This window comes from Amycolatopsis sp. cmx-4-61 (assembly GCF_046548775.1).
In the GTDB taxonomy this organism is placed as follows: Bacteria; Actinomycetota; Actinomycetes; order Mycobacteriales; family Pseudonocardiaceae; genus Amycolatopsis.
Genome location: NZ_JAEBEI010000001.1, coordinates 480,408 through 493,753, shown reverse-complemented (window position 1 = coordinate 493,753; position 13,346 = coordinate 480,408). Strand labels below are relative to the sequence as shown.

The window sequence follows — 13,346 nt, the reverse complement described above, 5'->3', positions numbered from 1 at the left end:
TCAGCTGTTCGTCCGCTCGGTGGGCGGCGACTTCTGCACCTGCGCGTTGAGCAGCGTCTTGAACGACTCGAGCGCCTTGTCCTTGTCCGGGCCGTAGGCGTCGACGATGATCACGCGGCTGTACAGCACGTACACCGCGCGGTAGACGTACTGCTGGCCGCCGTCGGGCGTGGCGAACACCGGCACGCCGTGCAGCGACAGGTCGCGCGCGGCGGTCAGGCCGCCTTCCTGCTGGGCGTTCGCGTACTCCTGCGCGACCGGCGTGGCGGCCTGCGGGTTCGGCATCTCGAGGGCGTACAGGCCCAGCGTGACGTCGCCGTCGGTCGAGGTCTTGAGCAGGCCTTCCGTCATGCCGCCCGTCTTGAGCCGCTCGACGACGGTGGCCGGCAGGAACTTCGCCGCCTCCAGCTTGGCGATGTCGAACGTGCCCCCGCCCGCCCGGGTCTTGCCGAGGGGGGTGGCCAGCGCCGAGGAGTTGTCGCTCGGCTCGGCCTTGGCGGCGGGCGGTTCCGGCAGCGGCTTGCTCGTCGGCACCGGCGGGGGCTGCTGGCTGGTGCTCTGCTGGGCGACCGGGGTGGTGCCGTTGTCCTTGATGAACAGCGCCCAGACACCGAACCCGAGACCCGCCAGCACGACCAGCCCGAGCGCGGCGAAGGCGATCTTCTTGCCCTTGCCGGACGACGGCTGGGTCTGGAACGTCTCCGGGCCCTGGCTGATCCACTCGGCGTTGTTCGCGGGGTTCACCGGCGGGAAGTCCGAGCCGCCCCACGGCGGGGCGGCGTCCGGCTGGGCCGGGCCCCACGGGTTCTGCTGCGGGTGCTGCGGCGCGGGGAACCCGCCCGCGGGCGACTGCTGGCTGTAGGGCTGCTGGTACTGCGGCATCGGCTGCGGGAACCCGCCCGAAGGGGAGTTCGGCTGCTGCTGCCACGGCTGCACCACCTGGGTGCGCTCGCCACCCGCTTCGGCCGAAGAGACGATCTGCGTGGCCTCTGCCGAGGCGCTCGGGTCCGGCTGCTTCCCCGGCGGGGCCACCGGCGGGATGATCTGCGTCTCCGCGGCGGAGGAGGACGACGGCTGCGCAGGGGCCTGCTGGGGACCGTCGGCGTTCGTGACGGCCATGCTCAGCACGCGATCGCGCCGGGTCCGGTACTCGTCCGCCGTCAGGCTGCCGGCCGCGAGCTCCTCGTCCAGCCTGCGCAGATCTTCCTGCCAGGTCACCCTGGTACCCCCTTCGGGTAGTCGTCCCCGAACCATGCGAACGTGCTGCCGCGCGGCCGAAGACCCCGGGCCGCACGCAGTCATTGTGCACGGGTGGGCTCACCCGCCGGCGGCCACCACCCCGTCGTCACCGATGTGAGCCGGGTCCGGCCGTCGAGGTCAGCGCGGGTGCCTTGCCAGCGCCTTCGCCAGCTCGTCGATCGTCTGGTCCCGCAGCAGCGCCGACGAGCCGCCGGTGACGCTGCGTTCGACGAACTCGAACGTCACCACGTCCCGGTCGGCGAACAGCTCGGCGAGCTGGTCCACGTTGCTCTGCCCGACGGTGTCGCTGTGCACGATGGTGACGTCCTGGCAGGTCGCGGCCAAGAACGGCGTGGCGAACTGGGTGAAGGAGTCGGCCACGATCCCGATGTTCGGCCGGAGCGAGCCGGCCGGCCGGGCCCCGTCGGGCTGCGTCAGGCGCAGCGGCGACCGGAAGTCGCTCGCGATGTAGCGCGCGCGGTCCTGGCCGCCGTCGGTGGACAGGCTGTAGGTGGGCAGGCTGCGCTGTTCGGAGCGGCCGAGCAGCCGGGCCAGGTCGGCGGGCCACGGCCGGACGCCGTTCGGCGCCGCGCGCCAGTTCACCGTGCTGCCGGGCGCGATCGCCTGGCCGAGCGCGTACGTCATGACCAGGCCGCCGTCGTACGACCAGTGCGTGTCGTTCGGGTCGTAGAGCGGCCGGCCCAGCCGCTGCTGGGCGTCGGCGAGCGCGGGCCGCAGGTCGAGCCCGCCCGTCTCGCGCGGCACCCGGCTCCAGAAGCCGGTGGTCCTGGCCTGGGCGCAGGTTTTGCCGACGTAGTCGTCGGGCAGGTGCGACGGCTCCTGGGTGTACTTGTCCGGCGCGAAGACCAGCACGAACTTCCGGCCGGAGCTCTCGACCGCCGCACGCAGCCGCCGGAGCGCGGAGACGACGTGGTCGAGGTCCATCACCGGACGGCACTTCGCGTTGACGTCCTCGCCGAGGTAGAGCCAGCCGTCCTTGCCCGGGATGACCTGCGGGTAGACGTACCCGGGGACGTCACCGGTGCCGGACTGGCCCTGGTCGACGCCGACCGTGCCGTGGTTGGTGCCCTGGCCGGACCCCGGCGGGTCGCCGAAGACGCCGGTGCCGATCTGGTCCGCGGCCTGGACACCGGCCTGGCGCAGCGGAAGGTGGTCGGTGGCCCAGCCGGTGAGTTCCGGGAAGAAGTTCCAGCCGTCGCCGAGGCTCGGGAACGGCCGCAGCGGCCGGTTCTCGAACGCGGTCGGCTGCACCCCCGCGACCCACAGCAGGACCGGCGCGAGGAAGAAGACGATCGCGCAGGTCAGCGCGGTGCGCTGGCGGCTGCTGTGCCGGGGCCGGTAGAGGTTGTGCTCCTTCGGGAGCCAGGACTCGGGCGTCTGCGGCAGCTTCGCGTCGGCAGGCGACTGCGGACGGAGGCGGGAGGGCACGGCCGTATCCTAGCGCCGGGCGGGGCCGGACCGGCCGGATCCGGGGAAGCGGGAACGTGCGATGAGCGGTGGGCGAGGACCCGGCTACGAGCAGCGGCTGGCCAGGGAACGCGAGACCTTCGCCGGTCAGGTCGAGGTGCACGGCAACCTGCCGGAGTCCGCGCACCACTGGTCCGCGCGGCACATGCTGCCCAAGCTCCAGGCCCTCGGCGTCCCCGGCATCGGCGAGCTGATCACCGGCGAGATCGGCGCCCGCGCGCAGCGGCTCGACCGGGACGTCGTCGTGCTTTCGCTGGGCAGCGGCAACGGCGACCAGGAGCTCGGCTGGCTGCGGACGCTGGCGGAATCGGGGCAGCACAACGTGCGGCTCCGGCTCCTGGAGCTCAATCCCGACATGCAGGCCCGCGCCGAGGCGTCCGCCCGCGAGCAGGGGGTCGCCGACCGGGTCGAGCTGATCACCGCGGACTTCAACACCTGGCGCGCGGACGCCGCGCACGACGTCGTCGTCGGGTTCCAGGCCCTGCACCACGTCCTCGACCTCGAACACCTCTACGGCCAGATCCGCGACGGGCTCGACCCCGACGGCGTGCTCGTCGTGCACGACATGATCGGCCGCAACGGCCACCGCCGCTGGCCCGAGGCGCTGGAGGTCGTCGACCGGATCTGGGCGACGCTGCCGGCGCGGCTGCGCCGCAACGCGCTGACCGGCGCGATCGACGAACGGTTCGTCGACATCGACTGCGCGGCCGACGGCTTCGAGGGCATCCGCGCCCAGGACGTCCTGCCGGTCCTGCTCGAGTACCTGCACCCCAGCCTGTTCCTGCCGTACGCCAACGTCATCGACCCGTTCGTCGACCGGATCTACGGGCCCAACCTCGACCTAACCGACCCCGCCGACGTGCGGCTGCTCGACCACCTCGGCGACCTCGACGACACGCTGATCGACCTCGGGATCGTCAGCCCGACGCACCTCACGGCGCTGTTCCACCCGGTGCAGCGGCCGCTGCGGGTGCACGGTTCGCGGACGCCGGAGCGGTCGGTGCGCGACACGCGGGTCGTCGACCCCGCCGGGCGCGTCTCGTTCCGGCCCGGCGGGAACCCCGGGGAACGGCTGGTGGGCGGGGCCGGCGTCGTGACCGGCCGGATGAACGGCGTCGAGCACGACGACTGGGCCGGCCCGTCCGCCGAGTTCCCGCTGCTGACCACGGCCGCGGTCGAGTCCGTCGAGCTGCGCACCTACCTGCCGGACGACTCCGCCGACCACGGCAGCGTGACGATCGCGGTCGACGGGGAACCGGTCGCGAAGGCCGACGTCGGGCCCGGGCTCGTCGAGCAGGTCGTGCCGGTGCGGATCGCGGCGCACCGGCAGGTCCGGTTCTCGCTCGACGCCGACTGGTCGATCACCGCCGGTTCCGGCGCCGATCGGCGGACGCTGTCCTACATCCTGGTCGGGCTGCGGCTGCTGGAAAGGTGAGGTCGGCCCCGGCGGCCCTGGTCGGGCGGCTAATCTGCCCGCCATGGGCAAGGGGACGAGCGGCGAGCGCCTGATCGAGTGGACCGGCGAGCGGTGCGTGCCGTGGACCGACGACCTCCAGGTGATCTACGAGCACTACCACCGCTACGCGTTCGCGGCCCGGTTCGCTGGCGGCAAGCGCGTGCTCGACCTGGCCAGCGGCGAGGGCTACGGCAGTGCGCTGATGGCCCGCTCGGCCACCCGGGTGGTCGGCCTCGAGCTCGACCCGGTGACCGTCGAACACGCCCGGCGCGCCTACCCGGAGCTGCGCTTCGAGGTCGGGTCGATCACCGACCCGTCGGCGCTCGACGGCGAAGAGTTCGACGTCATCACGTGCTTCGAGGCGATCGAGCACGTCGAGGAGCAGGACCGGCTGATGGAGCTGGTCCGCAACCGGCTCGCCCCGGGCGGGGTGTTCCTGTGCAGCACGCCCGACACCGAGGTCTACAGCCACGACCACGGCAACGAGAACCCGTACCACGTCCACGAGCTCACCGGCCCGGCGTTCCGGTCGCTGCTGTCGCGCAGCTTCGCCCACGTCGTCGTGCTGCGCCAGAACGTCGCCGTCGGCTCGCTGATCCACGACGGCGGTGCCGGAGCGGACGCCGAGGTGCTGACCCTGCAGCCCGCCGAGGGTGACGGCTGGGTCGTCGAGCCCGGCGCGCCGCACACCTACTTCGTTTCCGTCGCGTCGGCCGAGCCGGTCGAGGTGCCCTCGACGTCCGCGCTCGTCGACCCGAAGCTGACGCTGGTCGCCCGCGCCGCGGCCGAGACCGGGCGGCTGCGTGCCGAACTGGCCGGCGTCGAAGCCGAGCGCGAGCGCGCGGCGGCGTCCGCGAGCCGGCTGACCGCCGAGCTGGCCGAGGTCACCGCCGCCGAACGCCGGGCCGCGGCCGAGCGCGACGGGGCGATCGAGCAGGCCGAGCGCGCCCGCGAGGAGCGGCGGCGCGCGTCCGACGAGCTGCACCTGCTCAAGCGCAAGAGCGGCTACGACAGCGAACGGCTGGAGTGGCTGGCGGGCAACAACGCCGGGCTCAACGAGACGATCGGCAGGCTCGCCGCGGAAAACGCGAAGCTGCGCGCCGAGACGTCGGCCATCGCCCAGCGGGTGATCGGCAAGTACCGCGGCTCGATCGAGAAGTACGCCCCGCGCGGCACGCGCCGCCGCGACCTCTACGAGACGGCGCTCGGGCGGCAGGCGGGCTCGCTGCCGGCCACCCCGCCGGTGCCGGGACCGGTCGCGGTCACCACCAGCGACCAGCCGATCGTCAGCGTCGTCATCCCGGTCTACGGCAACTGGCCGTTCACCCGCGGCTGTCTCGACTCGATCCAGCGGCACCTGCCGTCGACGCCGTTCGAGGTGATCGTCGTCGACGACGCCTCGCGCGACGACTCGGCCGACCGCGTCGCCGGCTGCGCGGGGGTGCGGCTGGTCCGCGCCCCGAAGAACCTCGGGTTCGTCGGCGCGTGCAACCTCGGTGCCGAGCACGCCCGCGGCGAGCACGTCATGTTCCTCAACAACGACACCGAGGTCCGGCCGGGCTGGCTGGACGAGCTGGTGGCCGTGGTGGAGTCGCGGCCGGACGTCGGTCTCGTCGGGTCGAAGCTGGTCTACCCGGACGGCAGGCTGCAGGAGTGCGGCGGGATCATCTGGGCCGACGGCACCGGCTGGAACTACGGCAGGCTGCAGTCGGCGGACACGCCGTGGTTCCAGTCCGTGCGGGACGTCGACTACTGCTCGGGCGCGGCCCTGCTCGTCCGGCGCGACCTCTTCGAGCGGATCGGCGGCTTCGACAAGCGTTTCGCGCCCGCCTACTACGAGGACACCGACCTGGCGTTCGCCGTGCGGGCGGCCGGGTTCCGCACGGTGGTCCAGCCCGCGTCGGTCGTCGTGCACCACGAGGGCATCACCAACGGCACGGACGTTTCGTCCGGGGTGAAGCGGCACCAGGAACTCAACCGCGGGGTCTTCGTCGAGAAGTGGAGCGTCCAGCTGCGCGACCACTTCCCGGAGGCGAGCCCGCGCGCGGTCTGGGCCGGGCGCCAGCGGACGGCGGACGGCCACCGCGGCGGCACCGTGCTCGTCGCCGACCACCAGGTGCCGATGCCGGACAAGGACTCCGGCTCGGTGCGGATGTTCCGCATCCTCGAACTGCTCGTCGGCCTCGGCCACCGGGTCGTGTTCATGCCGCTCAACAACGCGCTCCCCGAGCCGTACGCCCACGCGCTCTACCAGGCGGGCGTCACGGTCGTGACCGGACCCGGCGAGCAGCAGGAGTTCCTCCGCGACGCCGGACCCGACCTGCGCCTGGCGATCCTCTCGCGCCCGCACGTCGCCTGGCAGCTGCTGGAGCAGGTGCGCGAGCACGCGCCGGACTGCGTCATCGCCTACGACACCGTCGACCTCCACTTCGTCCGGCTCAACCGGCAGGCCGACCTGGCCGCCCGGCTCGGTGACACGCGGGAAGAGCTGACGCTGCGGCGGCGGGCGGAAGTGCTGCGGGAGTCCGAACTCGGCCTCACCCGCGCCACCGACGTCACCTTCACGGTGTCCGATGTGGAGCGTGCGCTGCTGCGTGAGCTCGTGCCGTCGGCGCGCGTCGAGGTGCTGTCCAACGTGCACCACGCCGACGGCGCGCTCGCCGTCCCGGACGGCCGCGCGGACGTGCTCTTCGTCGGCAGCTTCGACCACCTGCCCAACCGGGACGCGGCCCGCTGGCTGGCCACCGAGATCATGCCGCTCGTGCGGCGCCGCCGCCCGGACGCCGTGGCGCGGATCGTCGGGAGCAACCCGCCGCAGGAGGTGTTCGACCTCGCCCGCGAAGGCGTGGTCGTCCGCGGCTGGGTGCCGAACCTCGACAGCGCGTACGGCGAGGCCCGGGTCGTCGTCGCGCCGCTGCGCTTCGGCGCCGGCGTGAAGGGGAAGCTGGGCGAGAGCCTCGCTTACGGCGTGCCCGTCGTCGCCACGCCGCTGGCCACCGAGGGCATGCACCTCACGCACGGCCGTGACGTCCTCGTCGGCGCTTCGGCCGACGAACTCGCCGAGGAGATCGTCACGCTGCTCGAGGACGACAAGCTGTGGCAGCGGCTGTCCGAAGCGGGCAAGTCCGTGGTGGACCGCCTCTTCGGCGCCGACGTCGCCCGGCAAACTCTGGCCGGGCTGCTCGACCGGCCGGCCTGATCAGCTGGGCGGCAGCGCTTTCTGGAACACCGAAAGCGCGTTGTCCAGCCCGGCCTTCAGCTCGTTGCGGTCCTTCCCGAACGGCTGGGACACCCACAGCACGATGGCGACCTTGCCCGAGGTGTACCAGGTGCCGTCCATCCGCCGGTCGCCGTTGCGGCCGGTGACGACCTTGTCGTCGCCGGCCAGCGGGGCGAAGCCGCCGGAGCCCGCGGCCGCGCGCAGGTAGTCGACGACGGCCTTCGCGCCTTCGGGCGAGTCGGTCGGGACCGCGAAGGCCAGGTAGCCCATGTCCCCGGTGGACGAACCGCGGTAGACCAGCTGCGTGACGCCGTGCTGCGAGAAGATCTGCGCGGTTTCCTTCGGGTACAGGTTCAGGTCCAGGCCCTTGGCCAGCGACAGCGTCGAGCTGCCGGCGTACTGCATGCCGGGCAGCGGCGGCACCTGGTCCTCCAGCTGCGGCTGGGCGGCGGCGGCCGGCGGCTGCGGCAGCGTGGGCACGAGGGTGGACAGGGCGTCGGACTTCGGTTCGTCGCGCCCGAGCCACATCGTCCCGCCGATGATCAGCCCGAGCACCACCAGCACGCCGAGGGCGATGAACGGCCACGTCCGCCGGGAGGTGCCGGGCTCGTCGCCGTCACCGGAGAGGAACCGGTGCTTGCCCGCCGGCTCCTCCGGCTCGGCGTCGCGCGGCCGCGGCGCGGACTCGCCGCCCGGGGGCGTGATCGGCGGGAACCGGCGGCCGAACTCCTGCTCGCCGGGGCCGTCGACCTGCAGGTAGCGGGTCGGGACGATGTCGGCGGGGCTCGGCGCGGTCGTCATGTGGTCGGGGATCGCCTGCACGTGGGCCGCGGACAGCGTCTTCGGCAGTCCGGTGCGCTGCCACGGCGGCGCGGGGGGTGGCGGGGTCGGGGCCGACCCGTACCGCGGTGACTCGATGCGCTGCGGCGGCGCCGGCTGGGCCGGCGCGGGGTGGTTCGCCGGGTTCGTGCTCCGCCAGCCTTCACCCGGACGGCGCAGCGGCGAAGGCACCGGTGACGGCACGGTGGAACCGGACGCCTGGGCGAGCAGCTCGTCCCGCTGTTTGCGGTGGTCAGCGGCGCCGATGCGCCCCGCGGCAAGATCCGCGTCGAGACGGCGCAGCTCTTCCTGCCAGCTCATCCTTTGGGACCCCCATCCACCGTTCGGGGCATCAGTCTGGCACGTCCTGCCGACCGGCGAGGTTGCGGTTTGAGGTTGATCGGCAACTTAGCGCACGACCGCCGATTTGGGGAGACTTCCGCCGGGTCACCCTTCAGGACCCCGAAAACTGTCGTACATATGTTCTAAAATTGGCGTTGTCCAGGGGAGATGCCGCCCGCGTCCGCGGGGGGCGTGATGGAGGAAGGCAGGGCCATGGCCTACATCACCCTGTCCACGTTCGTGGGCTACAGCGCGAGTTCCGGGCCGTCGCGGTCATCGTTCGTCCGGCGGCAGCGCCGTCAGTACGAAGATCCGGCGCGGGCGGCGTTCAACTACTACCGGCGGGCGGCCAACGCGGTGCGGTCCGGCCGGGCGGCGAACCAGGACGAGGTCGCGCTGCGCGCCCTCGTCAACGCCGCCGACGAGCGGACGAAACCGCATTACGCGGCGATCGCCGACGGCTGGCTGCGGTACCTCGGCCGGAAGTCGCCGAAGCTGGTCGACGTCGGCCGCGGCCGGTGCCGGATCGGTGAGCTCGAGATCGGCGTCAGCCCGCAGATGGGGCTGCGCAAGAGCGACGGCCGCCGCTACGCGACCTGGCTCTACTTCAAGGAGGAGCCGCTGGCGAAGGACTCGGCGCAGCTCGCGCTGTGGGTGCTGGAGCAGGCGATGCCCGACATCCTGCCCGGCGGGGAGGCGCTGGTGATCGACGTCCGGCGGGCGAAGGAGTACCAGCTCTCGGCGCGTGACCGGGCCCGGCTGCGGCCCTGGGCCCGCAGCGAGGCGTCGGCGTTCCTCACCCTGTGGGACGCGGCCTGAGCAGCACCTCGGCCACCAGGTCCGGCCGGGTGACGAAGGGGTGGTGCGCCACCGGCAGTTCGACGACGTCGGTGGCGCGCGCCGCCTGGGCCCGCTGGGTTCCGGGCAGCGTCGCGCGGTCTTCGCCGCAGAGGAGGTAGGTCGAGGGGACGTCCCGCCACGCCGCCCGGGTCGCCGGCTGGCCGAACACCGCCTCGTTCTGGGCGGTGAGGCGGCCGGCGGCCGCGGCGTAGGTGGCGTCGTCGAAGTCCTGGGCGAACAGCGGCCGGACGAACTCTTCCCGGACGCTCGCGGTGCCGTCGCCGTGGCTGAGGTGCCACGGCGCGGGCTCGCCCGGCCCGAAGTCCGCGAGTGCCTCGCCGACGTCCGGCAGGAACGACGTCACGTAGACGAGCCGGTGGACCGCGGGGTGGTCGCCCATTGTGGTGATCACCATGCCGCCGTACGAGTGACCGACGAGCAGGGTGGGTTCGTCCGAGCTGTCGAGCAGGCTGCGGACGGCGGCGGCGTCGTCGTGGAGATCGCCGCGCGGCTCGGCCTCGCAGCTGGGCAGCACCGCCGCTGAGCTGCGCAGACCGTGCCGGGCGAGTACGTCGGCCGTCGGCTGCCACCACCAGGCGCCGTCGCGGACGAAGGCACCGTGGACGAAGAGGACCCGCATGGTGACAACTTGGCAGAACCCACCCGGATGAGTGACACAGTTCGCGGCGGGCGGACGAGGACTGGACAAACCGGAGGGTGAACACGAAGCTTTCGCGTGTTCTTCCGCGCCTGGCCGACTTGAGGTCCTCATAGTGAATGCTGCCTGGGAAGCCGTCTCCCGTGTCGTCGACGAGCCCGCCTGGTACTGGGTGTACGACAAGCTGGCGTTCTGGCCGAGCACCTACGCGCACGCGTGGCCCGGGTTCCGGGAGCCGGTGCCGTCGCGGACGTGGGACCTCTCGCCCGGCGATCTGGACCGCGCGTCGGCGGAGTTCCGCCTGGGCCCGTACGCGGTGGAGGAGCACCAGGTCGCGGCGATCGCGCTGGCCGCGTTCCGCGAGGTCTGCGGCCCGGACGAGTGGATGTGGGCGCTGCACTGGCAGCACCAGTCCTACCGGGTCCGCCCGCACCTGATGTCCGAGGGCGCCCGCTGGCCGGTGCCGGTGTTCCCGCGCGCGGACTACCACCTGTTCCTGGCGGCGGACTTCTCCTACGGCACGCTCGGGCACCCGTGGGAGCGGACGCTGTGCGTGTTCGGTGAAAAGCTGGTGCCGGCGTTCGAGCGGCTGGGCGAGGGTGTGCTGGCGAACGTGCTGCGCCGTGACGGGAAGCCGTCCGCGCTGGCCCGCTGAGCCGGCGGCTGGTCTCTTGCTACCGTTCTGCGGGTGTTCGAATATCACGGCTGGGTGACCATCCAGGCGACCGCGAGCGGCGACGACGACGCGGCGCTCCTGGAGCGCCTGGTCGACCGCGTCCACCGCGCGATCCGGGACGCCGGCGACTTCGACCTGGTCGACCTCCGCTGGAGCGCGGGCATCCCGATGCTCCACTTCGGCGGGTTCGACAAGCACGGCGGCCACCTGGCCCCCGAACTGCTGAACCTCTTCACCCGAGCGGGCGAGATGGCCCCGGGTTCGTACGGCCTCCTGCACACCTGGGACGACCAGGACCCGGAGAACGACAACAACTTCCGCGTCTACCGAATGGCCCGAGGCCAGGTAACCGAGCGCGAGGATCCCCACCTGACCCCGGTGGCCCCCACAATCCTCGACACCTACGAGCTCTGACCCGGCCGAAGGCCGGGGAACGCGCCAACTCAGGCAAAGCAAACCCAGGAAACCCACCCAGGTCTGACAAAGGCACCGTGGGGGGTCCGGGGGGCTCGGCCCCCCGGGTGAAATGGCGAAGGGGCTGTGTCGGCGCTTTTTGCCGACACAGCCCCTTCAACCCCGAGCGGATGACGGGATTCGAACCCGCGACCCTCACCTTGGCAAGGTGATGCGCTACCAGCTGCGCTACATCCGCGTTGTCTTGCTGATGGGAGAACTCTATACCCTCCCCGTGCGGGCCCGGTGACCGGGTCCCCCTGTCCCCGGACCGGTACTTCGGTGTCACAGCTGGCGTACAAGGGGTGACGACGGCTGATTCCCTCCGTATGGTGTCTCCATTCGACCGAATGGGGAGACCTTCGGGGAGGAGGTGCCGGGCCGGATGACCGAGCTGGGCACGGTGCCGCCACCAGCGGCCTCGGAATCCGACGAACAGGCACTGCTGCAACGGCTGCGCAACGGCGAGGACGCCGCGTTCGGCGAGCTGTTCGAGCTGCACGCCGCTGCGGTCCGGCGGCTGGCGCAGAGCCTGGCCGCCGACCGGTCCGAGGCCGACGACATCACCGCGGAGACGTTTTTCCGCGTGCTGCAGGCTCTCCGCCGGGGTGCCGGTCCCCGTGACTACATCCGCGCCTACCTGCTGACCGTCGCCCGGCGCGTGTCGTGGGAGTGGCACGGTGCCCGCCGGGACGTCCCGGTGTCGGACGACGAGCTGACCTTCCGCGCCGGGGCGGGGGCGGACACGCACGCCCGCACGGCCGAGCACACGTTGATCACGACCGCGTTCACCAGCCTGCCGGAGCGGTGGCGGACGGTGTTGTGGCAGACCGAGGTCGAGGGCGAGCAGCCCGCGATGGTCGCTCCCCACTTCGGGTTGAGCGCGAACGCGACGGCGGCGCTGGCCCGCCGGGCCCGGCAGGGGCTGCGGGCGGCGTACCTGCAGGCCCACCTGTCGGTGAACCGCGGGCCGGATTCGTGCCGGGCGGTGGTGGAGAAGCTGGGCGGGTTCACCGCGGGCAGCGTCACCGGCGCCGAGGCCGAGCGGATCAAGGCGCACCTGCACGGCTGCTCGTCGTGCCGGGCGACGCAGGACGAGCTGCGGGACGTCTGTTCGTCGCTGCGCGCGCACGCCGGGGTGCTGGTGCTGCTGGTGCCGGCCGCCGCGTCGCTGGGCGGCGGCGGGGCGCTGGCCGGGCTCGGTGCCACGGTCAAGGGCGTGCTGGTCGGGTCGAAGGTCAAGATCGGGCTCGCGCTGGCGTCGACCGCCGCCGTGGGTGCCGTCGGGGTCGCGGCCGGGCCGGTGTTGTTCGCTTCCGGGCCGGTGCGGGACGTCGGGTTGTCGGGCGGGGCGCCCGAGCTCGTCGTGGTGCCGCCGTCGGAGCCGCACCACCAGCCGCCGCCGCAGGCGCCGCCGGAGCCGCGGGTCGGGGTCGGCGTGCTGAACGGCCGCGGCACCGGGGTCGCGGTGGCGGCCCGGTCGCGGGGTGGTGCCGGGCCGGTGGCCGCGAACGAGGTGCCGGCGCTGCCCGTCGCCGCGGACGTCCCGGTGGCGGCCGTGGGCGGCGGCGAGGACCAGCCGGTCCCGCGGGATGACCTCACCTCCTCCACCCTGATGGCGCCGGATCACCCGGCGACGTCGCCGCGGCTGGACACGTCGCGGCCCGACATGACGATCACGACCGAGTCCGCCGACGCGCCCGCGCCGGAGCAGGCCGACGCGCCCGAGCTGTCGCCGACCGGCCGGCCCGGCAAGCCGGTCCCGTCGTCGGATCAGCCGGGGAAGCCGGCGCCGAAGGACGACGAAACCGGCGTCACGGACCCGCCGAAGACCACCGAGACGCCAAAGACCACCGAGACGCCGAAGACCACCGAGACGCCGAAGACCACCGAGACGCCGAAGACGGACACGCCCGAAACCGCGAAGACGACGGAAACGCCGGCGCCGGCGCAGACCGTGACGCCGACTTCGGGGAAGCCGGGCGCGGACAGCGCCCCGGCCGTCACCGGGTCGGGCGAACCGGCGGATCCGGCCCCGGCCGCACCTCCGGGTTCTTGATCAGCGGTGATCGAGTCCGGCGGGCGAGATGTCCGGTTCCGCCCTCGCGCAGGTGCGGCCGGGCACGGTACCGTTGAGCTGCTCACCCTGCGGGCG

The 13,346-nt window shown here is 72.8% G+C and carries 10 protein-coding genes and 1 tRNA gene; 6 read left to right on the top strand and 5 right to left on the bottom strand.

The genetic code is table 11. The features are described from left to right. Entirely contained in the window at nt 1-1,218 is a 1,218-nt protein-coding gene (locus ACLJOU_RS02450) for a DUF1707 domain-containing protein (RefSeq protein ID WP_410562611.1), read from the bottom strand. A gap of 159 nt (nt 1,219-1,377) precedes the next feature. Further along, complete coding sequence (locus tag ACLJOU_RS02445; RefSeq protein ID WP_410562609.1) at nt 1,378-2,688, bottom strand: alginate O-acetyltransferase AlgX-related protein; 1,311 nt, start codon at nt 2,686-2,688, stop codon at nt 1,378-1,380. Between the two features lie 61 nt (nt 2,689-2,749). Between ACLJOU_RS02445 and ACLJOU_RS02440 the strand changes: the two genes are divergently transcribed. Both ACLJOU_RS02440 and ACLJOU_RS02435 read left to right on the top strand, forming a co-directional pair. Next, nucleotides 2,750-4,162 (top strand): SAM-dependent methyltransferase, encoded by a 1,413-nt coding sequence (locus ACLJOU_RS02440; RefSeq protein WP_410562607.1) that lies wholly within the window; start codon nt 2,750-2,752, stop codon nt 4,160-4,162. Nucleotides 4,163-4,205: 43 nt separating this feature from the next. Beyond that, on the top strand, nt 4,206-7,382 hold the full coding sequence (locus ACLJOU_RS02435) for a glycosyltransferase (protein WP_410562604.1): 3,177 nt from the start codon (nt 4,206-4,208) through the stop codon (nt 7,380-7,382). Here ACLJOU_RS02435 and ACLJOU_RS02430 read toward each other — a convergent pair whose 3' ends face one another. Then, a complete protein-coding gene (locus tag ACLJOU_RS02430; protein WP_410562602.1) occupies nt 7,383-8,543 on the bottom strand; it encodes a hypothetical protein in 1,161 nt (386 codons plus the stop codon). A gap of 234 nt (nt 8,544-8,777) precedes the next feature. Between ACLJOU_RS02430 and ACLJOU_RS02425 the strand changes: the two genes are divergently transcribed. Beyond that, entirely contained in the window at nt 8,778-9,383 is a 606-nt protein-coding gene (locus ACLJOU_RS02425; RefSeq protein WP_354909183.1) for a hypothetical protein, read from the top strand. Here the strand turns inward: ACLJOU_RS02425 and ACLJOU_RS02420 are convergent. Then, complete coding sequence (locus ACLJOU_RS02420) at nt 9,361-10,044, bottom strand: alpha/beta hydrolase (RefSeq protein WP_410562600.1); 684 nt, start codon at nt 10,042-10,044, stop codon at nt 9,361-9,363. The genes ACLJOU_RS02425 and ACLJOU_RS02420 overlap by 23 nt on opposite strands. Nucleotides 10,045-10,177: 133 nt before the next feature. Here ACLJOU_RS02420 and ACLJOU_RS02415 point away from each other — a divergent pair, with 133 nt between their 5' ends. Both ACLJOU_RS02415 and ACLJOU_RS02410 read left to right on the top strand, forming a co-directional pair. Beyond that, nucleotides 10,178-10,717 carry a DUF2716 domain-containing protein gene (locus ACLJOU_RS02415; RefSeq protein ID WP_410562599.1) on the top strand — a complete coding sequence of 180 codons (540 nt, stop codon included), beginning with the start codon at nt 10,178-10,180 and terminating at the stop codon, nt 10,715-10,717. A 33-nt stretch (nt 10,718-10,750) separates the two neighbouring features. After that, on the top strand, nt 10,751-11,152 hold the full coding sequence (locus ACLJOU_RS02410; RefSeq protein WP_410562597.1) for an immunity 7 family protein: 402 nt from the start codon (nt 10,751-10,753) through the stop codon (nt 11,150-11,152). Between the two features lie 165 nt (nt 11,153-11,317). Here ACLJOU_RS02410 and ACLJOU_RS02405 read toward each other — a convergent pair. Beyond that, a tRNA-Gly gene (locus ACLJOU_RS02405) sits at nt 11,318-11,390 on the bottom strand. Nucleotides 11,391-11,576: 186 nt separating this feature from the next. Between ACLJOU_RS02405 and ACLJOU_RS02400 the strand changes: the two genes are divergently transcribed. Next, on the top strand, nt 11,577-13,250 hold the full coding sequence (locus tag ACLJOU_RS02400) for a zf-HC2 domain-containing protein (protein ID WP_410562594.1): 1,674 nt from the start codon (nt 11,577-11,579) through the stop codon (nt 13,248-13,250). Nucleotides 13,251-13,346 lie beyond the last annotated feature (96 nt).

Excerpts from the sequence above, each read along its gene's own strand:
- ACLJOU_RS02440 (WP_410562607.1), top strand. The coding sequence starts at position 2,750 with ATGAGCGGTGGGCGAGGACCCGGCTACGAGCAGCGGCTGGCCAGGGAA.
- ACLJOU_RS02435 (WP_410562604.1), top strand. The coding sequence starts at position 4,206 with ATGGGCAAGGGGACGAGCGGCGAGCGCCTGATCGAGTGGACCGGCGAG.
- ACLJOU_RS02430 (WP_410562602.1), bottom strand. The coding sequence starts at position 8,543 with ATGAGCTGGCAGGAAGAGCTGCGCCGTCTCGACGCGGATCTTGCCGCG.
- ACLJOU_RS02425 (WP_354909183.1), top strand. The coding sequence starts at position 8,778 with ATGGCCTACATCACCCTGTCCACGTTCGTGGGCTACAGCGCGAGTTCC.
- ACLJOU_RS02420 (WP_410562600.1), bottom strand. The coding sequence starts at position 10,044 with ATGCGGGTCCTCTTCGTCCACGGTGCCTTCGTCCGCGACGGCGCCTGG.
- ACLJOU_RS02400 (WP_410562594.1), top strand. The coding sequence starts at position 11,577 with ATGACCGAGCTGGGCACGGTGCCGCCACCAGCGGCCTCGGAATCCGAC.